General features: G+C 42.9%; 24 protein-coding genes, 2 tRNA genes, 3 rRNA genes and 1 other RNA gene. 2 read left to right on the top strand and 28 right to left on the bottom strand.

Annotation, left to right across the window (positions count from 1 at the left end):
• Positions 1-72 precede the first annotated feature (72 nt).
• The 3 genes from GKC25_RS00270 to metG all read right to left on the bottom strand — a co-directional run bounded on the left by GKC25_RS00270 (position 73) and on the right by metG (position 4,367).
• On the bottom strand, positions 73-1,275 hold the full coding sequence (locus GKC25_RS00270; protein ID WP_342689876.1) for a ubiquitin-like domain-containing protein: 1,203 nt from the start codon (positions 1,273-1,275) through the stop codon (positions 73-75).
• A 244-nt stretch (positions 1,276-1,519) separates the two neighbouring features.
• Positions 1,520-2,287, bottom strand: a complete 768-nt coding sequence (locus GKC25_RS00265) for a TatD family hydrolase (protein ID WP_034665688.1) — start codon at positions 2,285-2,287, stop codon at positions 1,520-1,522.
• 82 nt (positions 2,288-2,369) lie between these two features.
• Positions 2,370-4,367, bottom strand: a complete 1,998-nt coding sequence (gene metG, locus GKC25_RS00260) for a methionine--tRNA ligase (protein ID WP_342689875.1) — start codon at positions 4,365-4,367, stop codon at positions 2,370-2,372.
• A gap of 520 nt (positions 4,368-4,887) precedes the next feature.
• On the opposite strand from metG, the gene GKC25_RS00255 reads away from it, so the two are divergent.
• Complete coding sequence (locus GKC25_RS00255; protein WP_087975202.1) at positions 4,888-5,178, top strand: AbrB/MazE/SpoVT family DNA-binding domain-containing protein; 291 nt, start codon at positions 4,888-4,890, stop codon at positions 5,176-5,178.
• A 45-nt stretch (positions 5,179-5,223) separates the two neighbouring features.
• Here the strand turns inward: GKC25_RS00255 and rsmI are convergent, their stop codons facing one another.
• The 25 genes from rsmI to tadA all read right to left on the bottom strand — a co-directional run bounded on the left by rsmI (position 5,224) and on the right by tadA (position 24,215).
• A complete protein-coding gene (gene rsmI / locus GKC25_RS00250; protein ID WP_034665683.1) occupies positions 5,224-6,102 on the bottom strand; it encodes a 16S rRNA (cytidine(1402)-2'-O)-methyltransferase in 879 nt (292 codons plus the stop codon).
• The gene (locus GKC25_RS00245; RefSeq protein WP_003217970.1) at positions 6,080-6,376 is read right to left on the bottom strand and encodes a GIY-YIG nuclease family protein; all 297 of its coding nucleotides are present in this window, start codon (positions 6,374-6,376) and stop codon (positions 6,080-6,082) included. Before GKC25_RS00245 ends, rsmI begins: the two co-directional genes overlap by 23 nt.
• Complete coding sequence (locus GKC25_RS00240; RefSeq protein ID WP_034665680.1) at positions 6,363-7,106, bottom strand: tRNA1(Val) (adenine(37)-N6)-methyltransferase; 744 nt, start codon at positions 7,104-7,106, stop codon at positions 6,363-6,365. Before GKC25_RS00240 ends, GKC25_RS00245 begins: the two co-directional genes overlap by 14 nt.
• A gap of 55 nt (positions 7,107-7,161) precedes the next feature.
• Positions 7,162-7,515, bottom strand: a complete 354-nt coding sequence (gene yabA / locus GKC25_RS00235) for a DNA replication initiation control protein YabA (protein WP_003217957.1) — start codon at positions 7,513-7,515, stop codon at positions 7,162-7,164.
• 14 nt (positions 7,516-7,529) lie between these two features.
• Complete coding sequence (locus GKC25_RS00230) at positions 7,530-8,357, bottom strand: PSP1 domain-containing protein (protein WP_012008643.1); 828 nt, start codon at positions 8,355-8,357, stop codon at positions 7,530-7,532.
• Positions 8,358-8,359: 2 nt separating this feature from the next.
• Positions 8,360-9,349 carry a DNA polymerase III subunit delta' gene (gene holB / locus GKC25_RS00225; protein WP_034665677.1) on the bottom strand — a complete coding sequence of 330 codons (990 nt, stop codon included), beginning with the start codon at positions 9,347-9,349 and terminating at the stop codon, positions 8,360-8,362.
• A gap of 11 nt (positions 9,350-9,360) precedes the next feature.
• Positions 9,361-9,801, bottom strand: coding sequence for a YaaR family protein (locus GKC25_RS00220; RefSeq protein ID WP_034665673.1), 441 nt, complete (start codon positions 9,799-9,801; stop codon positions 9,361-9,363).
• Between the two features lie 12 nt (positions 9,802-9,813).
• Entirely contained in the window at positions 9,814-10,143 is a 330-nt protein-coding gene (locus GKC25_RS00215; protein WP_024425625.1) for a cyclic-di-AMP receptor, read from the bottom strand.
• Between the two features lie 79 nt (positions 10,144-10,222).
• Positions 10,223-10,861: a dTMP kinase gene (gene tmk / locus GKC25_RS00210; protein WP_034665671.1), complete on the bottom strand. Its 639-nt coding sequence runs from the start codon at positions 10,859-10,861 to the stop codon at positions 10,223-10,225.
• On the bottom strand, positions 10,858-12,267 hold the full coding sequence (locus tag GKC25_RS00205) for an aminotransferase class I/II-fold pyridoxal phosphate-dependent enzyme (RefSeq protein ID WP_095286195.1): 1,410 nt from the start codon (positions 12,265-12,267) through the stop codon (positions 10,858-10,860). Before GKC25_RS00205 ends, tmk begins: the two co-directional genes overlap by 4 nt.
• Before the next feature lie 77 nt (positions 12,268-12,344).
• Entirely contained in the window at positions 12,345-13,403 is a 1,059-nt protein-coding gene (locus GKC25_RS00200) for a toxic anion resistance protein (RefSeq protein WP_095286194.1), read from the bottom strand.
• 19 nt (positions 13,404-13,422) lie between these two features.
• Positions 13,423-14,037, bottom strand: a complete 615-nt coding sequence (locus tag GKC25_RS00195; protein WP_095286193.1) for a 5-bromo-4-chloroindolyl phosphate hydrolysis family protein — start codon at positions 14,035-14,037, stop codon at positions 13,423-13,425.
• Positions 14,038-14,165: 128 nt separating this feature from the next.
• Positions 14,166-14,357, bottom strand: a complete 192-nt coding sequence (locus GKC25_RS00190) for a sigma factor G inhibitor Gin (RefSeq protein ID WP_003217973.1) — start codon at positions 14,355-14,357, stop codon at positions 14,166-14,168.
• A gap of 171 nt (positions 14,358-14,528) precedes the next feature.
• Positions 14,529-14,644, bottom strand: a 5S ribosomal RNA gene (rrf, locus tag GKC25_RS00185).
• Positions 14,645-14,705: 61 nt separating this feature from the next.
• Positions 14,706-17,636: ribosomal RNA gene (locus GKC25_RS00180) — 23S ribosomal RNA — on the bottom strand.
• A gap of 98 nt (positions 17,637-17,734) precedes the next feature.
• Positions 17,735-17,810, bottom strand: a tRNA-Ala gene (locus GKC25_RS00175).
• Between the two features lie 14 nt (positions 17,811-17,824).
• A tRNA-Ile gene (locus GKC25_RS00170) sits at positions 17,825-17,901 on the bottom strand.
• A gap of 95 nt (positions 17,902-17,996) precedes the next feature.
• A 16S ribosomal RNA gene (locus GKC25_RS00165) occupies positions 17,997-19,545 on the bottom strand.
• Together the 16S, 23S and 5S rRNA genes with 2 tRNA genes alongside form the textbook arrangement of a ribosomal RNA operon.
• A 274-nt stretch (positions 19,546-19,819) precedes the next feature.
• Positions 19,820-20,083, bottom strand: a complete 264-nt coding sequence (locus GKC25_RS00160) for a pro-sigmaK processing inhibitor BofA family protein (RefSeq protein ID WP_008342006.1) — start codon at positions 20,081-20,083, stop codon at positions 19,820-19,822.
• Positions 20,084-20,149: 66 nt separating this feature from the next.
• Positions 20,150-20,374 carry a YaaL family protein gene (locus tag GKC25_RS00155; RefSeq protein ID WP_003218088.1) on the bottom strand — a complete coding sequence of 75 codons (225 nt, stop codon included), beginning with the start codon at positions 20,372-20,374 and terminating at the stop codon, positions 20,150-20,152.
• 18 nt (positions 20,375-20,392) lie between these two features.
• Entirely contained in the window at positions 20,393-20,989 is a 597-nt protein-coding gene (gene recR, locus GKC25_RS00150; RefSeq protein ID WP_003218094.1) for a recombination protein RecR, read from the bottom strand.
• Between the two features lie 15 nt (positions 20,990-21,004).
• On the bottom strand, positions 21,005-21,328 hold the full coding sequence (locus GKC25_RS00145) for a YbaB/EbfC family nucleoid-associated protein (RefSeq protein WP_008342011.1): 324 nt from the start codon (positions 21,326-21,328) through the stop codon (positions 21,005-21,007).
• A gap of 26 nt (positions 21,329-21,354) precedes the next feature.
• Positions 21,355-23,067, bottom strand: a complete 1,713-nt coding sequence (gene dnaX / locus GKC25_RS00140; protein WP_034666087.1) for a DNA polymerase III subunit gamma/tau — start codon at positions 23,065-23,067, stop codon at positions 21,355-21,357.
• Between the two features lie 330 nt (positions 23,068-23,397).
• Positions 23,398-23,662: signal recognition particle sRNA large type (ffs, locus tag GKC25_RS00135), an RNA gene on the bottom strand.
• 76 nt (positions 23,663-23,738) lie between these two features.
• Entirely contained in the window at positions 23,739-24,215 is a 477-nt protein-coding gene (gene tadA / locus GKC25_RS00130) for a tRNA adenosine(34) deaminase TadA (protein ID WP_003218102.1), read from the bottom strand.
• A 79-nt stretch (positions 24,216-24,294) separates the two neighbouring features.
• On the opposite strand from tadA, the gene GKC25_RS00125 reads away from it, so the two are divergent.
• Complete coding sequence (locus GKC25_RS00125) at positions 24,295-24,849, top strand: isochorismatase family cysteine hydrolase (RefSeq protein WP_065097772.1); 555 nt, start codon at positions 24,295-24,297, stop codon at positions 24,847-24,849.
• Positions 24,850-24,859: the final 10 nt, after the last annotated feature.

Here is a 24,859-nt window from a genome sequence, read left to right as displayed (position 1 = left end):
CAGTGCTTCTATTATAACCAAAAAAACAGAGGGTGCGCAAAGCCCTCTGTTCATATAAATGATTGGATGTGTTTATTTGAGTACTCTAATTTTCACTCGTTTATTTCCCCATTGATAAGCTGCCGACTTATTTGGGACGAACACATCGATTTTATTCCCTTTTATAGCAGATCCAGTGTCTGATGCAACGGCATATCCATAGCCTTCCACATACACTTTAGAGCCTAGCGGAATGACACTCGGATCTACTGCTATAACCTTTGCACCCGGATTTGCTTTTAAATCAAAGCCTGTTGACGTTCTGCCAGTACATCCAGCACAGCTCGCTGTGTAGGCTGTCGACGCCACATAAAATTCTTTTCCAGACGATTCATTGCTTCTTGAAACGGCAGGTGTCGCTTTAGGCTCTTTATTGGACACTTGTGTACCAATAGCCACTAAACGATCCTTGCTATCTTTTTCAGTCACTTCTTTAATCAATTCTTTAGACACCACTTTGCCGTTTTCTTTCACAATGGCATAGTGCTTCTTCAATTTACCTTCTTCACCTTTTTTAAGCACCTTCTCTTTTCCTTTTTCAAGAGAACGATCCTTTTTATGTTTGGTATCAAAAGCAATTTTCTCTTCCACTACATCGGTGACTTTTTCCACCCGAGTGATCTGGATATCTGCGCTTTTTTTAGAAATATGACTATGTAACGCAGGCTTGATCTTATCGTGCTTCTTGAGCCTCAGCTCTTGTTGCTTTAAAAAGTCAGCGACCGTAGTCGAAGTGGTCCACACCTTTTTAACTTTTCCTCCATCATTTACGCTGACCTGGAAGGCCTGCTGAACCACAAGATTCATATCCTTTTTAATCTTGTCATTCTTTCCTGGAGTTACTTGATCGTGCTTCCCAATATCTATCTTCTCATTCTTCAATAATGCTCCAACCGTCTGATCTGTTGTCCATATCGTTTTCTCTTTCCCATCTAGGGTCAGATGAACCGGTATAGCCGCATCATACACAATGTTCATGTTGTCTTCAATTTTTGTATTTAGACTTGGAGAGATATGATCCTCCGCCCTGGTCTTTATTCCAAGGTCTGAAAGCAGCTGTGCTACTGTCTCTTCATGTGTACGAATTGTCTTCTCTTTACCATTGATTGAAATGGTAATAGACTGCTTAGTGAGCTCATGCGCACCGTAAGCCGTCCCAGTTCCAGCTAAAAGCAAGCAAACAACTAGTAATAAAACCTTGCCTTTTCCTAGCTTAACAGAAAACAGATTTTTCATTTTTTGTACGATGAAAAACGCCTCCTTCTCCTCGGAGAGATTATATAGAGTATCTCAAAACCTGTCAACCCTTCCTCCCACTGTACAAAAATGCTCGATTGTAACCCTATTATGGGAGATTGATGGAAGGAAGGGAAGAAAGACTTATCGACAACTTATCCTATGAGGAGGCGCAAACGTGTAGAACATTTTCGTTATGTTTCACAATTGGACAAGCTTAAACAAGGATTGACATCATATACTGTCAGTTTATACCGAAAACTTTTTTCGCATTTTTTGTGGTCAATTCAGCAAGCTCTTCAAAGCTTGTTTCTCGTAACTCCGCGATCTGTTCTGCGATATATTTCACATAACTTGGCTCGTTACGTTTCCCTCTAAATGGCGCTGGCGTTAAGTAAGGGCAGTCTGTTTCAATTAAAAGCCGGTCACTTGGTATGTCCTTGACAACTTCCTTCGGTTTTTTGGCATTTTTAAATGTCACGGGTCCACCGAATGAAATATAAAAGTTCATATCCATACACGCTTTTGCGATTTCTAGGCTGCCCGTAAAGCAATGCATAATCCCTCCAACATCAGCCGCTCCCTCTTCCTTTAAGATCGTCACGACATCTTCCGTTGCGTCACGATTATGAATAATGATTGGAAGATTCACTTCCTTCGCAAGAGCAATTTGACGTCTAAAGACTTCCTTTTGTACATCTTTTGGCGACTTGTCCCAATAGTAATCCAGACCCATTTCTCCAATCGCAACGACTTTTTCATGTTGAGATAATTCTTTGATCCACAGCAAATCCTCATCTGTCATATCAATGGCATCGACTGGGTGCCAGCCAATGGCTGCATAGATGAAATCATACTCTTCAATTAATTCCATTGCTCTCGTAATTGTCGGGCGGTCAAACCCTACCACCACGATTTTTTCGACTTTTTCACTTTTCGCTCTTTCGATCACCTGCTCTAAGTCTTCATTATATTGTTCAGCATTTAAATGGGCATGTGTATCAAATAACATCGTTGATTGCTCCTTTCGACAATTCTTCTAAAAAACAAAAGGTGTTCGACGAAATGTTACACGTGGAACACCTTTTGTTGATTTATAAAATTTTTGTTCCATTTGCTAGAGATCGGTCTACTTCAAGAACCTGCAATTTCCCGTCAGTTTCTCCTGTTAAAATCATTCCCTGGGAAATTTCCCCTCTGAGTTTGACTGGTGTCAGATTCGCTACGCAAACGAGCTTTTTCCCTACTAAATCCTCAGGTTGATAATGCTTGGCAATCCCTGAAACAATTTGTCTTTTTTCAAATCCAAAATCAAGCTGAAGCTTTAAGAGACGATCCGCTTTTTTCACTGGGGCTGCTTCCAGTACCTGTGCTACTCGAAGATCAACTTTTGAGAAATCATCAAATACAATTTCTGCTCCAAGCTCAGGTAATTCCGTTTCTTCTATTTCTACTTTCTCTTCTTCCTTTGGTGCACTTCCCTGCATTTTCTCTTTAATATACGCTACTTCTTCTTCAACCTCTAAACGAGGGAACAAAGGCTCTCCTTTTTGTACCGTCGCTTGTTGAATGGCACCAAAAGATAGAATGCTATCCCAGCTTTTAAGCTTCTCTTCTTCAATGCCAAGCTGGAAGAAGATTTTCTCAGGTGTTTTCGTTAGGAATGGCGTTAAGAGAACCGCTGTGATGCGCAGTGATTCTGCTAAATGATACATGACAGAATGCAGCTCTTTTCGTTTTGTTTCATCCTTTGCCAGCACCCATGGAGCTGTCTGGTCAATATATTTATTGGTTCTGCTGATTAATGTCCAAACATTTGAAAGAGCCACCGAGAATTCAAGGTTTTCCATCGCTTCTTCATAGGCTTTGACTGTTTGCTCAGCTACCGCTTTAAGTTCCTCATCAAACTCATTAACTGGACCCTTATAGCTGCTTAATGTACCGTCAAAATATTTTTGTACCATCGCAACTGTACGGTTAAGCAAGTTACCTAAATCATTGGCAAGGTCGTAGTTTACACGTTCCACGAATCCTTCTGGTGTAAACACACCATCCGCACCAAATGGTACTTCACGAAGGAGGTAATAACGAAGGGCATCAAGGCCATAGCGATCAATTAATGTGACGGGATCTACTACGTTCCCTTTTGATTTAGACATCTTACCATCTTTCATCAGCAGCCAGCCGTGTGCGAAAATTTGTTTCGGCAGCGGCAGATCTAGTGCCATCAGCATAATTGGCCAATAAATCGTATGGAAGCGTACAATTTCTTTCCCTACGAGATGCACGTTAGCAGGCCAATATTTTTTATATTTTTCATCCTGATCAGTTCCGTAGCCAATCGCAGTTAAATAGTTGAATAACGCATCAATCCATACATAGATGACGTGTTTTGGATTGTTAGGAACTTTAATTCCCCAATCAAAGGTTGTTCTTGATACAGCCAAATCCTCTAAACCGGGTTTAATGAAGTTATTGATCATTTCATTCTTTCTTGATTCAGGCTGAATGAACGTTGGATTCTTTTCGTAATAGTCTAGTAAACGATCCGCGTACTTACTCATACGGAAGAAATATGATTCCTCTTTAATTAATTCGACAGGATGTCCGCTGTCAGGGCTCTTCCCGCCAATGACTTCTCCTTTTTCATTCCGCTCAACATCCACAAGCTGTGTTTCCGTATAGAATGTCTCATCAGGAATACTGTACCAGCCTTCATATTGATCTAAATAAATATCACCTTGATCAAGCAGCTTTTGAAACACTTGCTCAATGATTTTCGTATGTCTTTTTTCTGTTGTACGGATGAAATCATCATTCGAAATGTCGAGTTTCTTCCATAATGATTGAATGTCTGCTACGACCGGATCTAAATACTCGATCGGTGTAATATTTTGTTCTTCAGCTTTTTGCTGAATTTTTTGTCCGTGCTCATCTGTACCCGTTAAATACATCACATCATAGCCTTGAAGACGTTTATAACGAGCCATAGCATCCCCTGCTACTGTCGTATAAGCATGTCCAATATGTAATTTTCCGCTCGGATAGTAAATAGGTGTTGTCAGATAAAACGTTTTTTTCTTTTCCGGCATGTCGGAACCTCCTGCGTGTGTGTAAATGTCAAAAACTCCCGCCCAATGGACGAGAGCGGTTATCATCATTACATGAAAATGTGTTAGATCAATTCATTAAATTTTGCACTTGTGCTTTCTCTATGATACCATCTTAGCCTTTAAGATCAAGCATATATACATAGAACAAGATGAAATGATCGAAAAAGATGAGTTTTTCGAAAAAAACGACAAACCTGTCGTCATTTTGTCGAATATTGTCGTATGAAATATATCTCCAGATTTACAATTGTCTAATTTAGGGCAAAAGTCTTGTTAATCTGAACTCGTCATTTCTCATATTTTCATAGAAAAAAGCCACAAAACCCTTATAAATCAGTAGTTTCAAGGTCTTTTGACTTTAAGAGTCATATTTTACAAACAATAGTAAACAAAATGATTGACGATTTATGGAAACCTTGTTATGCTATGAATGTAAGGAATTTGTCGAATAATGACGAAGATAATATTATATTAAGAATAAGAACTCTTTGGGAGGAGAATGAAGATGAAATCTACAGGTATTGTACGTAAAGTTGACGAATTAGGGCGCGTGGTGATTCCAATCGAACTTCGCCGTACTCTAGGAATCGCTGAAAAAGACGCTTTGGAAATTTATGTTGATGATGAAAAAATTATCCTAAAAAAATATAAACCAAACATGACTTGCCAAGTTACAGGTGAAGTATCAGACGATAACCTTAAACTTGCTAATGGGAAATTAGTTCTTAGCCGTGAAGGTGCAGAGCAAATCATTAACGAAATCCAAAACCAACTTCAATCACAAAAATAAGTTTGATATAAAAAAGGTTCTTGCACCGTTTGCAAGAACCTTTCTTTATTGTCCAATATGATAAGCATCGTATATGGTGCGCTTTGGTACACCACGTTCGACGGCTGTACGTTTAATGGCTTCCTTCGACGTTAATCCTTCTTCTATGTAATGGATCACGTGTTCCTTTTCAGATAAGGACTTCCACCAGACATCTTCATTTAACTCTTCTTCATCTTGATCATTACCTTGTACGACAAGACAGAATTCACCCCGGATTTGATGTTCTGCGGCCCATGTCAGCACAGACTCTAAATCTCCACGAATAAACTCTTCAAATTTTTTCGTTAGTTCTCTCGTAATGGCGATATTCCGGTTGCCCCACACTTCCTTCATCAAAGTCAGCGTTTCTTTTAATCGATGGGGCGCTTCATAGAAAATGATTGTTTCTTGACGCTTCTTCAAAGCTTCGAGCTGTTTTTTCTTTTCCTTTTTTTGTCGGTCAAGAAAACCATAAAAGAAAAATGGCTGAGGTGTAATCCCTGATGCAATGAGTGCTGTAAGTGCAGCATTTGCTCCAGGTAACGGAACGACATAGCCGCCGATATTAGTAAAGTCTCGAACCACTTCAGCACCTGGATCTGAGATCGTCGGTAAACCAGCATCGCTCACGAGTGCGATGTTTTTTCCTTCTTTTAACCATTCGATTAACTTGTGGCCGCTGCTGTCTTTGTTATGCTCATGATAACTCGTTAATGGCGTATCAATTTCATAGACATGACAAAGTTTTTTCGTTTGTCTTGTATCTTCTGCGGCAATATAGTCTACATCTTTTAATGTTTGTATGGCTCGAAACGTCATATCTTCTAAATTGCCAATTGGGGTTGGGACGAGATACAGAATGCCCATATCTGATTGACCATCAAAGCTTTTCTGTGTTTTCATGTGCCGCCTCCTTTTCTATTCGCATTTCTTCTATATAAAGGTCTTTCTTTTTCCGCGTCCACGTTTTAAAACGATATTCTTGCTGCATGGCTTCTCTTTTGGTTGCAAAACATTCATGATAATACAGCTCAACCGGCCGTCTCGCTCTTGTATACTTTGCTCCCTTTCCACTATTGTGGGTCGTCAGTCTTTTTTGCAAATCATTTGTATAACCTGCATACAGGCTGCCATCTGCACATTTCAATACATAGAAGTAATGATTATGCTTCTCCATACAGTATCGTCCTGATTTCTTCTGTATACTCTTGATCATCTCCATAAACAAAAAGAGGCGGGAGAATTTTCAGATCTGGTTTTCCATCTTTTATACCCTCTACTAAGATGGTATTGGCATCTTTCCCCTGTTTGGGATAAACAAATTGAATTCGTTTTGGCTCAATTCGGTACTTCTTCATCAATTCCACAATCTCAAGCAGCCGACCCGGCCGATGAACCATCGCCAGTTTACCCCCTTGCTTCAGCAGCGTGGAAGAAACGCGAATGACATCTTCTAATGTACAATGGATTTCATGCCGAGCAATTGCCAAGTATTCATTTTCATTGATTTCTTCCTTAGAAGGTGTCTTAAAATATGGCGGATTACATGTGATGACATCTACTTTGTGGTTGCCGTAGCGTGCTGGCATATCATTCAAATCACCATGAATCAATTTAATTTGCTTTTCAAGTTGATTATACGCCACACTTCTTTTTGCCATATCAAACAGCCGTTCTTGAATTTCGACCCCAGTAATGGAGGCCTTAGATCGAGTCGAAAGCAGCAATGGCACAATGCCATTTCCCGTACAAAGATCAATGATCTCTCCTTTTTGGATTGGCACATACGCAAATTTCGCTAATAATACTGCGTCCAATGAAAAGGCGAAAACCGTTTTACTTTGAATAATCTTCATATCTTCGGCGAGCAAGTAATCTAATCGTTCATCTTCTCTTAACGAAACCATGATGTATCCTTTCTTTTCCTGTGAAAAAGGCTTCCGATTCAGCGGAAGCCTTTTCTCATTTTTTATTTAAAAATGACAGACAGAACAAACAGTCTCCCTCTTTACGAATGCTCCCATAATGTACATTACAAATATGGAAGCCCTCCTGATATAACCGAGCCAGGTTATCATGACCTTCTCCTATATCAGAATGACCTGGCTTCTGAGCAGAATCATTCTCTGTCTCAGACGATTTGTCCCGATCAGACTGATCCAGACGTTCACGCAAGTGCTGATTCTCCATCTGCAGCTGATGATTTTCTTCAATCACTTCACCGATATGATTTTTCAAATCACCTAACTGGCGATAAAGAGAACCGATTTGTTCTTCTAAATTGATCACCGTATCAAATAGTTCCTTTTTATCCAAGGTGGCACACCTCGTTACTCAGTTGTTTGTGCAGATACAACGCCTTCTTGTAATAATTCTTCCCAAGTATATTCTATCACTTTTTCTTGCCCGGTTAATTCAACTTGCAAAATTCGTTCTAAAATGTTGAGCCCTACTACCTTTGCAGAGCCACTAGATGTCTGAATCGTTTCACCGATATCGGGCAATTGTTCTTTCGCTGTTTCATACTCATCATTCTCATATTTCAAGCAGCACATCAAACGGCCGCAAAGCCCTGAAATTTTTGTAGGATTTAGCGACAGGTTTTGATCTTTTGCCATCTTAATGGATACTGGTTCAAAGTCTCCTAAGAATGTCGAACAGCAAAGCATTCGCCCGCAAGGACCTATGCCACCCAGCATTTTTGCCTCGTCTCTTACACCAATCTGGCGAAGTTCAATTCTCGTCTTGAAAATTGAAGCAAGATCTTTCACTAGCTCGCGGAAATCTACTCTGCCATCCGCTGTGAAGTAGAAGATGACCTTGTTTCGGTCAAATGTAAATTCAACATCGACCAGCTTCATTTCTAGCCCGTGTTCACTTACCTTCTGAAGACATGTATCAAAGGCTGTCATCGCTGCTTCTTTGTTTTCCTCAACGATGAGCCGGTCTCGTTCGTCTGCTACACGAATCACCTTACGCAGAGGAAGAACGACATCGTGTTCATCTACTTTTTTATTAGCGATGACCACTTGTCCGTACTCAACTCCTCTGACCGTCTCTACAATGACACAACTATCATTTTCTATATGAAATCCATTAGGATCGAAATAATAGATTTTGCCCGCTTTTTTAAAACGAACACCAATTACGTTGTACAAACTTATCCCTCCTGCAACATCAACACCAATTGCTCCATCAGCCCTTGGGCATTCACGTTGGATTGAAGTCTCTTTTTCGCTTCTAATACAGCAAGGATCTGGTTCGTCACCATCTGCTGTGTGGAATGCAGCGCGTGCTGCTTCATTGTCTGGAATAAGTCTTGATAAATGACTTTATCTTCATTTCCTATTTGAATCGACAATACATCACGATATATATATAAAAGCATATCCAGACCTGTTTCTTGAAGGTCTTTCTCTTTGAAAAAAGGCATCCATTGATCCTGTATATAAAAAAATGCATGTTCTTTTCGCTGGTGTAAGACTTCATACAATTTTATCACTTTCGCTCTAGACTCTGCAAACTGATCATTTCGACTTAATTCGAGTGCTTCTGCTAAATTATTGGTTAAATTCGACAAAAGCCTTGCAAGATGCTGAGATACGCCTTCTTGTAATAGCTGCTGCTCCAAGGATTGCGGCTGCAGCGGCTGAAAGCTAAGCATCTGACATCTTGAAATAATCGTATCCAGCATTTTATGCGATTGCTCAGTGATTAAAATTGCCATCGTTTCCCGGTTAGGCTCCTCTAGGAACTTCAATAAACTGTTCGCGGCATTGACCGTCATTTTGTCCGCATGAAGAATGATATACATTTTTCGGTGAGATTCCACACCTGCTTTTGTAAATTCCTCTTGCAATGCCTGCACTTGCGCTTTCTTAATCGATTGACCATCAGGCTGCACGAGATGTAAATCGGGATGGTTTCCTGACTCAATCCTTTTGCAGTTTTGGCAGGATTCACATGGTTTCACTCCTGCTTTCAAGCAAAAAAAGCTCTTAGCCAAAAGCATCGCAGCATCCAGCTTTCCCGTCCCCTTTTTTCCTTCAAATAAGTAGGCATGCGCAAGTCGGTCTTTATCAATACTATTAAAAATCAGCCGCATGACGCGCGGCTGCAAATCATTCATGTCATCCCAGCTAATTGCCATGTTATCACTCTCTATGTGTAAAGGTTAATCAATAAACCTTTTATTTCTCCAATACGTTCAAGCAAATCAATAGAAGGTTTCTCTTGGTCCATCATATCCTCTGTTAATTCAATCAGCTTTTCATCTAATGCTTTGACTAAAGCGAGTGTACGCGTGTTGCCATAAATGTCAAAGCTCCTTGATGTTTCTATATTGAATCCATTATCGACTGTCTCTTTTACAAAGCGCTTCACAAGCCCTTTAAACCTAGCCAAGTCCTTTAGGTTTCGTGACTTTGTCAGCTTTTTACCGAACACTTCGATATCACTCAGCATGACCGTCAGCTGCTCTAAGCGCATTTTGCCGCTTTGCGTCTCCATCGATGCTTTAAAGGAGGCAGATGTTTGGCTTCCTTTAATGCCTTGGAGTTCACGCTTTTCTAAAAGCAGCCGCATATCTTGATTAATTTTCACAGCAACCCATCCTTAGAATTGATGAAATTGTTCAACTGGCAGAATAAAGACAGTAGCTCCACCAACTTCAACCTCAACAGGGTATGGTACATATGAATCTGCGTTACCACCCATTGGAGATACAGGTGCAATCATTTGATCACGTTTGCGGCAATTTTCTTTTATAAGCTGTAATGCTTTATCCACTCGGACATCATCACAACCAATGATAAAAGTCGTATTCCCAGACTTTAAAAACCCACCAGTTGAAGCTAATTTTGTCACGCCGAAATGATGTTCAGTCAATATTTTCAACAACTTGCTGCTATCTTGGTCCTGTACAACGGCAACAATTAATTTCATTTGATTGGCCTCCTTTGTTTTAGGCACAGGTGACATGCCGATGTCTTCCTCTATATTATAACAACGATTGGGAATGAGGTCATATTTGATTTTTCTTTAATGTGTCCTGAATCACCCGAAGTACTTCTTCATAGACATCCTGTATCGGCTGAGACGCATCTACTACACGGAATCGTTCTGGCGATTGCGCAATAAGCAGTTCATATCCTTCTCTGACCAACTGGTGGAAATTCAGCGTCTCCATGTCTAATCTGTTTTTTTCTCTTCCTTGATTGGCGTGAATTCGTTTTAACCCTTCTTCAGGTGTAATGGAAAAATAAATGGTCATTTGCGGCATCGTACCATCAATAGCAAAGTCGTTAATTGATCTGACTTGGTCAATTCCAAGCCCTCTCGCATAGCCTTGATAAGCGAGAGAGCTATCAACAAAACGATCACATAAGACTGTGTCTCCGCGCTGCAATGCCGGTTCTACCTTTTCAGCCAAATGCTGCCTTCTCGCTGCTGCATACAGCAATGCCTCTGTTTTCGCATCCATTTTCGTGTTTTTTTCATTTAAAATGACTTCACGAATCTGCTCAGCAATCTCAATGCCTCCCGGCTCACGTGTCGCCATGACTGCGTATCCTTGACGTTCCATTTCTTCGTACACTTTTCGAATCACTGTCGTTTTTCCGGCGCCCTCTGGCCCTTCAAACGTAATAAACATACCGCTCATAGTGTCTCCTCTTCTATATAAACATATAATTTTCTCTGATGAATGACCTGACTTGCTTGAACATGAACCTGATGTCCAAGCAAACGGCTTAACGCCTCAATTTGATCTATCTCAATACGCTCTCCCTTAATCATCAAAGGAATACCAGGCGGATAGGGAATAATTGATTCTGCACTCATCCGGCCTGCTGCATGTTCAAATGGGACAGCCTCTATGTCTTGATTTTGCTCATCAGTCTCAATAGATAACGTCTCATTTTGGATATGTTTTTTTCCTTTGAGCAATGAATCACTTTGCTTAAGAGCCTGCTCGATCCGCTTGAAAGGAACGTCCTTCCTCTGTTCTAAGCTAAGAATAAGTAAAACCTGATGTTCGTCCGCAAGCTCTGGATGAACATCCACTGATTCAAGCACCCGTTTTAGTTCGTAACCAGTCAGTCCTTTTGTTGATCGAATGACGCATTTTAATGGATCGGAAAGCAGCGAGTCAGGCTCAACCACTTCAAGATGAGTCAGACGGTTGAACTGATCTTTCAGCTCTGTCAGTTCTTTCATGATTACATGCAATGTCCCTTTTCCTTTGATCTCCTCGACATAAGCTCTCGCCACATCTAATGAGGCCATAATTGGATAAGACGGCGAACTGCTTTGAAGCATCGTGAGCAATGTTTTCAATCGCTTCGCATCGATTCGGTCCCCTTGAAGATGAAGATAGGAACCCATCGTCATTGCCGGAAGGGTTTTATGTGCTGATTGTACCACCACGTCCGCTCCATAGGAAAGAGCAGATGGAGGAAATGCGCCGCCTAATACAAAATGCGCGCCATGAGCCTCATCAACCAGAACAACCACATCTGCTTCATGACACATGTGAATCAGCTTTGATAAATCAGCTGCATGTCCATAGTAGTTCGGATAAGTCAAAACGATTGCTCGGCAATTAGGATGTCTTGCTATGGCTTTTCTGACTGTATCATCCGTCACATGTGTTGGAACATGCAAGTGTGGGTCTATCTCAGCGTCTACCAGAATAGGCGTTGCCCCTGCAAGCTCGATCGCATGGAAGACAGACTTATGGCAATTACGCTGGACAAAAATCTCGTCTCCCGTGCGGCATGCCGCCATCACCATCGCCAAATTTCCGACTGTTGTGCCATTTACAAGGAAAAAGCTTTGATCTGAACCATATAGCTTAGTCAATAAATTTTCTGCCTCTTGAATCACACCAGTCGGGTGATGGAGGTCATCTAGACCTTCAAGCTCCGTCACATCCAGCTGAAGGATTGAAGCATAGTGGGACCGTGCCTCATCAAAAAAGACATCTCCATTGTGATGTCCTGGAACGTGAAAAGAATAAGGCTTCTTTTCCGCATGCTGTGCTAATGCTGTATATAAAGGTGTTCTCAATCAAATCGACCCTTTTCACTTTAACGATATCTTAAGTCTATTATAACGTTCAAACAAGTGAACCGAAAGATGGTTTCTCATTCCTTTATTGGATTCGCCAGCTGCTGCTCTGCCTCATACATACTGCTTTTCAATTGAGCTCGCTCTTGGCTTCCATGCTCTTTCACCTGTAACGTTTCCTGTAATGTTTCAGCTAATTGACGTTGGACCTTTTTCAACGTATCTATAGGAGCAAAAGATGCCTCTTCAAGAAGCTGTTCCTGTTGCTTCGATACCTTTTCATATGTTTTTTGGATTCGGTTCTCAAGAGCTGAATTGGCCCGTTGCTGAATATGCGTTAACGCAATCGACATTTGGTTGATCCATAGAGGAATAGACGCAGAAACAGTTGATTGAATATGATTGGCCAATGTATGATTCGTATGCTGGATCATCCGAATTTGTGCATTACATTGCAATGCAATTTGCCGGCTTAACAGCAAATCATACTTTCGTTCCTTTAGTCTCTCCACATACTCTTCTTCATTGACTTCTTGACTCATCAATTGCTCCTCTATTGTCCGGTCAACAGAAAGTTGCGTTTCTGAAATAGGCCGTTGCTCTAACGTTGTCATTTTCGCTTCAACTGCTGCGACCTGCAGCGTCATCTCTTGAAAATAAGTTTGATTTTCTTCAAATAAACGCTCTAATAACATATGATCCGAGATTAATACGCCTCTTGCATAACGAAGCCTTGCTGACAATCTCTCGATCTGTGATTTTGCATGTTGAAAACGCGATATGATCTCCTGAGTAGATCGTTTATCCCGTTGAAACCATTTTAAAAAAAAGCCTTGTTTCTTTGGCAGTAAATCCTCAGGCTCCACTACATGCAGCTGCTGCAAAAAGGTCTCAAGCACGTCTCCTATTTGATCGATATCTTTTTTCTCAACATATTTCATCATCTGTTGTGATTGTTCCAATAGTCGTTCCTGCACACGTGTACCATAGAAAAGCAGTTTTTGCGGATTGTCAGGGATCTGCTTAGCACGCTGCACGGCTTCTTTTTTCTCCTCATCAGATAAGGTATCAAACACCCGAAACTGAAGATCTGTAGTGGAGGCAGGTGATGGTGTGGCGTGATCTTCCGGTTTCATCGAGTTTGACTCCTTTCATCTATTTCTTCATCATTTTATCTGCTACTTCAAGCTCAATATGAAGAGCTTCTATGTCTCTTCCTAAAACTTGCTGCAAATCATTGGTCAATTGCTTTTGCAGCTCTGTCAATGTCACTCGGGTTTGGCTCAATGTCATTTCCAGCTCATGACTACGATTAGGCTGATTATACAATAGTGCATATTTCTCAGTTAGTTCAACGACAGAATCCAAGCTTTCGAAATAAAAACGCTGTGCATCATAAAATCGATTTGGCTCTTTTTTTGTTATTGTATAGATTCGTCGTGCAAGCCGAAGAACTTCATAATTATGTTTGATCGTTTGTACGTTTTTCACAGCAAATAAAGCTTTTTTTAAACGCACAAGTTTTTGCCCTGCTTCTTTTAAATGCTGTTTGATATATACATAATCACTACGAGACAGTCCGTGTTTCTTTAAAAACAATTGGAAAGCAGCCCATCTGCCCCCTGCAAACATCACACCCCATCCAATCATCGCATACAGTATCGATAATCCAGCATGATGATGGAAAACCCCTATACTGACGGTTAAAATCACAACCGAAAAAAAAGTAGAGAGGATGGCCCATATAAATGTATAAAAGATTGATTTCATGTTCATCGACTCCTATGAATAATCAGGCTCTCTGTTTATCTTATTATGAATTACGGATGATGTCCAAACTAAGTTCCAAAAAACAAGACCAATCCTTTATAGCTCATAAAAAAAGACCATCTAGTGGTCTATGAATACAAAGGCGGCGTATGAAGATTTTTAAGCTTTCTCACATAATCGGAATAGCTAGGATCCGAGGTCGATGTAGAAATTAACTTTCGCTCACAGTCTCGGCACAAAAACTGATGATATAAATAAATTCCCTTTGTCTTTTTCTCTTCACAAATCAAACAAATCGCTTCTCGCTCTTTTTTGCTCATTGTGACACCTCCACTTATAGCTTCAGTATGCCCTAGCGCTTTCAATTGTATACAAAATTAAGAATGTTTTAGATGGTAGTTTAGTATATGTATCCATGTCAGATCGGGTGTTTGTTCCTTTTCTTAAAAAACAAAAAAGACCAGTTCCGTATGGAACTGATCCTTAGAAAAGCTTGGCGGCGTCCTACTCTCACAGGGGGAGACCCCCAACTACCATCGGCGCTGAAGAGCTTAACTTCCGTGTTCGGTATGGGAACGGGTGTGACCTCTTCGCTATCGCCACCAAACCTGATGGAGAGAATGTTCTCTCAAAACTAGATAACAATGTTCATGCTTCACATTAGAATATAGGTTAAGTCCTCGATCTATTAGTATCTGTCAGCTCCACGTGTCACCACGCTTCCACCTCAGACCTATCAACCTGATCATCTTTCAGGGATCTTACTTCCTTGCGGAATGGGAAATCTCATCTTGAGGGGGGCTTCATGCTTAGATGCTTTCAGCACTTATCCCGTCCGCACATAGCTACCCAGCGATGCCCTTGGCAGAACAACTGGTACACCAGCGGTGCGTCCATCCCGGTCCTCTCGTACTAAGGACAGCTCCTCTCAAATTTCCTGCGCCCGCGACGGATAGGGACCGAACTGTCTCACGACGTTCTGAACCCAGCTCGCGTACCGCTTTAATGGGCGAACAGCCCAACCCTTGGGACCGACTACAGCCCCAGGATGCGATGAGCCGACATCGAGGTGCCAAACCTCCCCGTCGATGTGGACTCTTGGGGGAGATAAGCCTGTTATCCCCGGGGTAGCTTTTATCCGTTGAGCGATGGCCCTTCCATGCGGAACCACCGGATCACTAAGCCCGACTTTCGTCCCTGCTCGACTTGTAGGTCTCGCAGTCAAGCTCCCTTGTGCCTTTACACTCTGCGAATGATTTCCAACCATTCTGAGGGAACCTTTGGGCGCCTCCGTTACATTTTAGGAGGCGACCGCCCCAGTCAAACTGCCCACCTGACACTGTCTCCCTGCCCGATAAGGGCAGCGGGTTAGAAGGTCAATACAGCCAGGGTAGTATCCCACCGATGCCTCCACCGAAGCTAGCGCTCCGGTTTCCAAGGCTCCTACCTATCCTGTACAAGCTGTACCAACATTCAATATCAGGCTGCAGTAAAGCTCCACGGGGTCTTTCCGTCCTGTCGCGGGTAACCTGCATCTTCACAGGTACTATAATTTCACCGAGTCTCTCGTTGAGACAGTGCCCAGATCGTTGCGCCTTTCGTGCGGGTCGGAACTTACCCGACAAGGAATTTCGCTACCTTAGGACCGTTATAGTTACGGCCGCCGTTTACTGGGGCTTCAATTCGCACCTTCGCTTACGCTAAGCGCTCCTCTTAACCTTCCAGCACCGGGCAGGCGTCAGCCCCTATACTTCGCCTTACGGCTTCGCAGAGACCTGTGTTTTTGCTAAACAGTCGCCTGGGCCTATTCACTGCGGCTTCTCGGGGCTTTAACACCCTAAGAAGCACCCCTTCTCCCGAAGTTACGGGGTCATTTTGCCGAGTTCCTTAACGAGAGTTCTCTCGATCACCTTAGGATTCTCTCCTCGCCTACCTGTGTCGGTTTGCGGTACGGGCACCTCTCACCTCGCTAGAGGCTTTTCTTGGCAGTGTGGAATCAGGAACTTCGCTACTAAATTTCGCTCGCCATCACAGCTCAGCCTTTACGGGAAACGGATTTGCCTATTTCCCAGCCTAACTGCTTGGACGCGGATATCCAATACCGCGCTTACCCTATCCTCCTGCGTCCCCCCATTGCTCAAATGGTGAGGAGGTGGTACAGGAATATCAACCTGTTGTCCATCGCCTACGCCTTTCGGCCTCGGCTTAGGTCCCGACTAACCCTGAGCGGACGAGCCTTCCTCAGGAAACCTTAGGCATTCGGTGGACGGGATTCTCACCCGTCTTTCGCTACTCATACCGGCATTCTCACTTCTAAGCGCTCCACCAGTCCTTCCGGTCTGACTTCACAGCACTTAGAACGCTCTCCTACCACTGTTCGTCAGAACAGTCCGCAGCTTCGGTGATACGTTTAGCCCCGGTACATTTTCGGCGCAGAGTCACTCGACCAGTGAGCTATTACGCACTCTTTAAATGGTGGCTGCTTCTAAGCCAACATCCTGGTTGTCTAAGCAACTCCACATCCTTTTCCACTTAACGTATACTTTGGGACCTTAGCTGGCGGTCTGGGCTGTTTCCCTTTCGACTACGGATCTTATCACTCGCAGTCTGACTCCCAAGGATAAGTCATCGGCATTCGGAGTTTGACTGAATTCGGTAACCCGGTAGGGGCCCCTAGTCCAATCAGTGCTCTACCTCCGAGACTCTTACCTTGAGGCTAGCCCTAAAGCTATTTCGGAGAGAACCAGCTATCTCCAGGTTCGATTGGCATTTCACCCCTACCCACACCTCATCCCCGCACTTTTCAACGTGCGTGGGTTCGGGCCTCCATTCAGTGTTACCTGAACTTCACCCTGGACATGGGTAGATCACCTGGTTTCGGGTCTACGACCACGTACTCATGCGCCCTATTCAGACTCGCTTTCGCTGCGGCTCCGCATCTTCTGCTTAACCTTGCACGGGATCGTAACTCGCCGGTTCATTCTACAAAAGGCACGCCATCACCCATTAACGGGCTCTGACTACTTGTAGGCACACGGTTTCAGGATCTATTTCACTCCCCTTCCGGGGTGCTTTTCACCTTTCCCTCACGGTACTGGTTCACTATCGGTCACTAGGGAGTATTTAGCCTTGGGAGATGGTCCTCCCGGATTCCGACGGAATTTCACGTGTTCCGCCGTACTCAGGATCCACTCTGGAGAGAACAACATTTCAGTTACAGGGCTGTTACCTTCTTTGGCGGGCCTTTCCAGACCTCTTCGCTTATATCGTTCCTTTGTAACTCCGTATAGAGTGTCCTACAACCCCAAGAGGCAAGCCTCTTGGTTTGGGCTGTTCCCGTTTCGCTCGCCGCTACTCAGGGAATCGCATTTGCTTTCTCTTCCTCCGGGTACTTAGATGTTTCAGTTCCCCGGGTATGCCTTCTCATACTCTATGTATTCAAGTATGGATACTACTCCATTACGAGCAGTGGGTTTCCCCATTCGGAAATCTCCGGATCAAAGCTTGCTTACAGCTCCCCGAAGCATATCGGTGTTCGTCCCGTCCTTCATCGGCTCCTAGTGCCAAGGCATCCACCGTGCGCCCTTTCTAACTTAACCATTTCTTACTTTAGAAAGAATCACTATGTGTGATGAACTTTGCATTGCATTCAATGTGAATGTATTACTTATTGTTATCTAGTTTTCAAAGAACACGTTGGTGGAGCCTAGCGGGATCGAACCGCTGACCTCCTGCGTGCAAGGCAGGCGCTCTCCCAGCTGAGCTAAGGCCCCGATTTAATAGAAGATGGTGGGCCTGAGTGGACTCGAACCACCGACCTCACGCTTATCAGGCGTGCGCTCTAACCAGCTGAGCTACAGGCCCATCTTTCATATCGAAGATATGATATTGTAGGATCTTTTGCAAGTTCCTTCAAAACTAAACAAGACGAAAACGCACACTGCTCCATATATCCTTAGAAAGGAGGTGATCCAGCCGCACCTTCCGATACGGCTACCTTGTTACGACTTCACCCCAATCATCTGCCCCACCTTCGGCGGCTGGCTCCATAAAGGTTACCTCACCGACTTCGGGTGTTGCAAACTCTCGTGGTGTGACGGGCGGTGTGTACAAGGCCCGGGAACGTATTCACCGCGGCATGCTGATCCGCGATTACTAGCGATTCCAGCTTCACGCAGTCGAGTTGCAGACTGCGATCCGAACTGAGAACAGATTTATGGGATTGGCTAAACCTTGCGGTCTCGCAGCCCTTTGTTCTGTCCATTGTAGCACGTGTGTAGCCCAGGTCATAAGGGGCATGATGATTTGACGTCATCCCCACCTTCCTCCGGTTTGTCACCGGCAGTCACCTTAGAGTGCCCAACTAAATGCTGGCAACTAAGATCAAGGGTTGCGCTCGTTGCGGGACTTAACCCAACATCTCACGACACGAGCTGACGACAACCATGCACCACCTGTCACTCTGTCCCCGAAGGGAAAGCCCTATCTCTAGGGTTGTCAGAGGATGTCAAGACCTGGTAAGGTTCTTCGCGTTGCTTCGAATTAAACCACATGCTCCACCGCTTGTGCGGGCCCCCGTCAATTCCTTTGAGTTTCAGTCTTGCGACCGTACTCCCCAGGCGGAGTGCTTAATGCGTTAGCTGCAGCACTAAGGGGCGGAAACCCCCTAACACTTAGCACTCATCGTTTACGGCGTGGACTACCAGGGTATCTAATCCTGTTCGCTCCCCACGCTTTCGCTCCTCAGCGTCAGTTACAGACCAGAGAGTCGCCTTCGCCACTGGTGTTCCTCCACATCTCTACGCATTTCACCGCTACACGTGGAATTCCACTCTCCTCTTCTGCACTCAAGTTTCCCAGTTTCCAATGACCCTCCCCGGTTGAGCCGGGGGCTTTCACATCAGACTTAAGAAACCGCCTGCGAGCCCTTTACGCCCAATAATTCCGGACAACGCTTGCCACCTACGTATTACCGCGGCTGCTGGCACGTAGTTAGCCGTGGCTTTCTGGTTAGGTACCGTCAAGGTGCGAGCAGTTACTCTCGCACTTGTTCTTCCCTAACAACAGAGCTTTACGATCCGAAAACCTTCATCACTCACGCGGCGTTGCTCCGTCAGACTTTCGTCCATTGCGGAAGATTCCCTACTGCTGCCTCCCGTAGGAGTCTGGGCCGTGTCTCAGTCCCAGTGTGGCCGATCACCCTCTCAGGTCGGCTACGCATCGTCGCCTTGGTGAGCCATTACCCCACCAACTAGCTAATGCGCCGCGGGTCCATCTGTAAGTGACAGCCGAAACCGTCTTTCATCCTTGAACCATGCGGTTCAAGGAACTATCCGGTATTAGCTCCGGTTTCCCGGAGTTATCCCAGTCTTACAGGCAGGTTACCCACGTGTTACTCACCCGTCCGCCGCTAACATCCGGGAGCAAGCTCCCTTCTGTCCGCTCGACTTGCATGTATTAGGCACGCCGCCAGCGTTCGTCCTGAGCCAGGATCAAACTCTCCGAAAAAGTACAAAACCGAAGTTTTGTTTTTCGCCAGTTTGACTGACTACCTATGATATTTCATAGGATTTTTTTATAAAAACTCGAATTAACAGGTACGTTTTGTCTTGTTTAGTTTTCAAAGAACTTGTTTACCGCTTCAGAAGCGACTAGAACATCATACCATATTTAAATTGTTAATGTCAACAACTTTTTTGTTATAATGTTTTTTCGTTTCTTCGTCATCAGCGACGTATATTAATTTACCACCATACAGGATCAAAGTCAACAATATTTCTCATTAAATAATAAATTTTTCAATTACGACTAAAGCTGCTACGCCTGGGATGCCCAATAAACCACTGATTCCACTCGTTACAGGGTTAATAGAGACATGTAATCCTAGACTCTCTCCAAATAGATTGAGGCAAAATAAAAAAAGAGCACCTGCCACAAACTTTACTCCGATCAGCCCTAACCATTTGAAGGGGTTCGCTTGAACACCTGACATAAACAACAATAGTACAGCTAGCAAAATTGACCCGATCACAATAACAGGTTCCATAATCCTCTCATCTCCTCTTCATATGAATAGTACAAGCATATGAGAGGACTATGTAAAATAGACCTGCTATCTCCAGTTGTTTAAACGTAAATTCCTCTTTTTCGCTTCTCTTAGATAGAAAAAGTACTTCGCTTGAGCAAGCTTTAATTCGAATAGAATGTCCGGTGAAGGCTCAACGCTATTTGCGACAAGCTTTTTTTGTCTGTTCCATTCTTCCTTTTGCTTAAAAAGCTGTTGAATTAATTTCTCATCGAATTCTTTTCGAATTGATTTTCTGCGAAGAAAACCCATGTACCGTACTTCTCCTTCCTACATCTCACGTCTGCCTTCTAGAGCTTTAGACAGTGTGACTTCATCCGCATACTCTAAGTCTCCACCTACTGGAAGTCCGTGAGCAATGCGAGAGAGTTTAATTCCTGATGGTTTCAACAGTCTAGAGATATACATGGCTGTAGCCTCTCCTTCAATGTTTGGATTGGTTGCAAGGATCACCTCTGTCACTTGATCGTCTTGCAATCTTTTTAACAGGTCAGGAATTTTAATATCCTCTGGGCCAATTCCGTCCATCGGTGAAATGGCACCATGAAGCACATGGTATAAGCCGTTGTATTCTTTCATCTTTTCCATTGCGATCACATCTTTTGGGTCTTGCACTACACAGATAACAGATTGATCTCTTCTTGTATCTTCACAAATATAGCAAGGATCTTGGTCTGTGATATGGCCGCATACCGAACAATAAGTTAAATTACGCTTTGCATTAACAAGCGCTTTCGCGAAATCTAGTACGACATCTTCCTGCATACTAAGAACAAAAAAAGCCAGACGAACCGCAGTTTTCGGTCCGATTCCTGGCAATTTCATAAAGCTGTCAATCAGCTTTGATATTGGTTCAGGATATTGCATCTTCAGTTATTCCTCCTAGAATAAACCTGGCATGTTCATTCCTTTTGTGAATTGACCCATTGTTTCATTCGTTAACTCATCGACTTTTTTCAATGCGTCGTTTGTTGCTGCAAGTACAAGATCTTGAAGCATATCGATATCTTCTGGATCAACAACTTCTTCATTGATTGCTACATCAACAACTTCTTTTTGTCCATTTACTTTTACAGTGACCATACCGCCACCCGCTGTACCTTCAAGGACTTTTTCAGCAAGCTCTTCTTGAGCCTTAGCCATATCCTTTTGCATTTTTTGCATTTGTTTCATCATTTTTTGCATATTTCCCATTCCACCGCGCATATGAAAACCACTCTCTTTCATTTTTATTAATCTTTAATTTCAATTAAATCGTTTCCTACTAACTTCTTTGCTTCTGCAATCAATGGATCCTCTTCAGCAGAAGTCCCCTGACCATCTGCCTGTTCATCCGGCTGATGATCTCTTAAAAATTCTTCTCTTATTTTACCCCATTGAGCGTCAGGAACGCCAACTAATTCCACTCTTTTTCCTAACATAGACTCTAATAGCTGCTCAAGGTTGGTTCGAACACCGCTTTTATCTTCGGCAACCATTTTACAGTGTATTTCAAACTTGAATTTTAAAACAAAGGCATGAGAAGCAGCAGCAACTGGTTCACTATCCGTTAATAGTGCAGCGTGAGACACCTTATTCTGCTGTTTCAAGTGGGCAAGGAGTTCTCCCCATTTGCCTTTAATTTTTTCTAACTCTGGACGTTTTGCTTCTTTTAGAATCTCGTGAATTCGGCCGACAGGTGCACGGTATCCATTTTTGTTACTCGTTTGTGGTCGAGGTGCTTCCTTTTTTTCTTGAGGATGATGAGAATGAGACATTGGCACACCCTCAGCTCTTATCCTCGATAGCTCCTGTTCCAACCTGTCTATTTTATCCGTTAGCGCCGTTAAATCAGCGTTAGCATGAGCTTGTGTTATTCCAGCCGTTGATTGACATAGCTTGACAACAGCTACCTCAAAGAAAATCCTTGGATGATTCGTCCATTTCATTTCTTGGTGGCTTTTATTCAGCACTTCAATTGTTTCATATAGAAATTGAGGTGTCACACGATCCGAAAGCGTCACGAAATTTTCATCGACCTTTACCTTTTCAAGGACCCCCTCCAGATCCGGTGCCGTTTTATAAAGCAGCATATCTCTAAAGTAAAAGATCATGTCCTCTATTAATTTAGCAGCATCTTTCCCCTGCTGAAGTAATTCATTTAAGGTATCTAACGCTACAGCAATATTTTGATCAAAAATTGCTTCGGCTAGCTGACTAATGAAATGCTGAGAAACAGCTCCTGTAATGAGCAGCGCATCATCAATTGTCAGCTGCTCACCACTAAATGAGATCGCTTGATCTAAGAGGCTTAGTGCATCACGCATACCGCCATCTGCTGCACTAGCGATAATCTCGAGCGAGCCCTCTTGTACATTTAGGCTTTCTGCATCTACAATTTTCTTCATTCTTCCAACAATATCTTTTGTCGTGATTCGTTTAAAATCAAATCTCTGACAACGGGATATGATGGTAAGAGGAATCTTATGAGGCTCTGTGGTAGCCAAAATAAAGATACAATGAGCAGGCGGCTCCTCTAACGTTTTAAGGAGGGCATTAAATGCCCCGATAGAGAGCATATGTACTTCATCTATAATATAAACCTTATATGTAACCGCCGAAGGAGCAAATTTCACTTTATCACGTATATCACGGATTTCATCAACCCCGTTGTTTGAGGCAGCGTCTATTTCAATCACGTCTGAAATCGAGCCGTTTGTAATCCCTTTACAGGCATCACATTCATTACAAGGTTCACTCACAGGTGACTTTTCACAGTTCACTGCCTTCGCAAAGATTTTGGCAGCACTTGTTTTACCTGTCCCTCTAGGACCTGAAAATAAGTAAGCATGAGAAAACTTCTTCTGCAAAAGGGCATTTTGCAACGTTTTTGTGATGTGTTCTTGTCCAACAACATCCTCAAAAACTTGAGGTCTGAACACTCGATATAAAGCTTGATAACTCACAAATACGCCCTCCTCCATTTATCATCATTTTCATTATACATGATGCACCGATCAATTCAAAAGCACACCTTTATTTTCTAATAAGCGAAAATGATGATTTCAACTATAGATTTTCTACTTTTTATGAATCAAAAACGTGTTTTCTAGATTTTCGAATTGTTCTGCAACACCATGGAGAACTTTTGTTCCTATTGTGATTAATGAAAAAACAAAAAGACTCTAAAAAGGTTTTTTGCCTATTTGTATAAACAAAGCAGCTGAACTATTCTTTAAACAGCAACAAAAAACTCACCTAGATTAACTAGATGAGTTACATTTAATATTGATTTACCGTGCACCTTCTGTCGATTCGCTACCCCAAGCGTTACTTAAACAGTTAGCTCGGCCCAGGCAACCCTGCGGCACATGAGAGGTTTCACTTAATGCTGCTTCCTTCCGGACCTGACATGGTTCATGAATTCCCATTGCGCAGGACCCAGACGTCAACACCACTTATTTAAGGCAGACCTTGAAGTAAACGAACCTTGAGAAGGGATTCGGCCTCGCTAGAGCGGATTGCGAGTACAGGGCACCGCTACCTCCCCGCTTAGCACGGCAAAATGAATATTAAATTGTTAGTGACGCAGACATAAGTATACCTTTTTATAGCTGAAATTGCAAACGACATCCATTCATTTACTTTTGGCTTGTTTCTTTCGCTGACGGAGATTTCGGAAGAACTGACTTAACAGCTCACCGCACTCATTTTCAAGTACACCACCAATGACTTCAGACTGATGATTGAACCGTTCATCATCCAGTAAATTCATTAAAGTACCTGCACATCCACCTTTTGGATCGTATGCACCGAAAACGACCTTTTTCACTCTAGAAAGGACAATCGCTCCCGCACACATAGGACACGGTTCAAGCGTCACATAAAGTACAGCATCTTCTAAACGCCAGCTTCCAGTCGTTTTACACGCTTCATCAATAGCAAGTAATTCTGCATGTGCAATTGAACGCTGCTCTGTTTCCCTTAAATTATGAGCGCGGCTCACAATTTGGTCATCAACAACGATGATGGCACCGATTGGTACTTCTCCTATTTGTTCTGCTTTTAAGGCTTCAGAAATAGCTTCTTGCATAAACTGTTCATCTCTCGTCATAGCACGGCTCTCTTTTCATGTTTTTTAAAAGGATATTGAGGTTAACATATTAGCACAATCTTTTAAAGGGGGTCTTACTTTGTCAAAGCACCAAAAGGCACTGCTTATTATCGACATGATTAATAATTTTGATTTTGAAATGGGACATGTGCTCGCTGATAAAACAGAGCAAATGACCAATAAGATTTTAGCTCTTAAAGATCATGCTTTCAAGGAAAATTGGCCAATCATCTATATCAACGACCACTACGGTCTCTGGAAGGCTGATATTCAAGCTGTGATGGAAACATGCAAAAACGAAAGAAGCGCCCCTATTTTAGAGAAAATGGCACCATCTAAAGATGATTACTTCTTAATTAAACCGAAGCATTCGGCCTTCTACGGAACTGCACTAGAAACACTCTTAAATGAATTAGGTGTACAAGACATCATTTTGACTGGAATTGCAGGAAACATTTGCGTTCTGTTCACTGCAAATGACGCATACATGCGAGAATACAACTTAATTGTACCTAAAGATTGTATCGCATCAAATGACGACAGAGATAACGAATATGCTTTAACGATGATGGAGAACGTTCTACTAGCAAAAATCACCACTGCTAAAGAGATCACGAATGAAAATCAAACATGATTTATCCATA

It is taken from the genome of Bacillus pumilus (assembly GCF_038738535.1).
Lineage (GTDB): Bacteria > Bacillota > Bacilli > Bacillales > Bacillaceae > Bacillus.
Note: the sequence above shows the minus strand (reverse complement) of the source record. Positions and strands in the feature narration are given on the sequence as shown.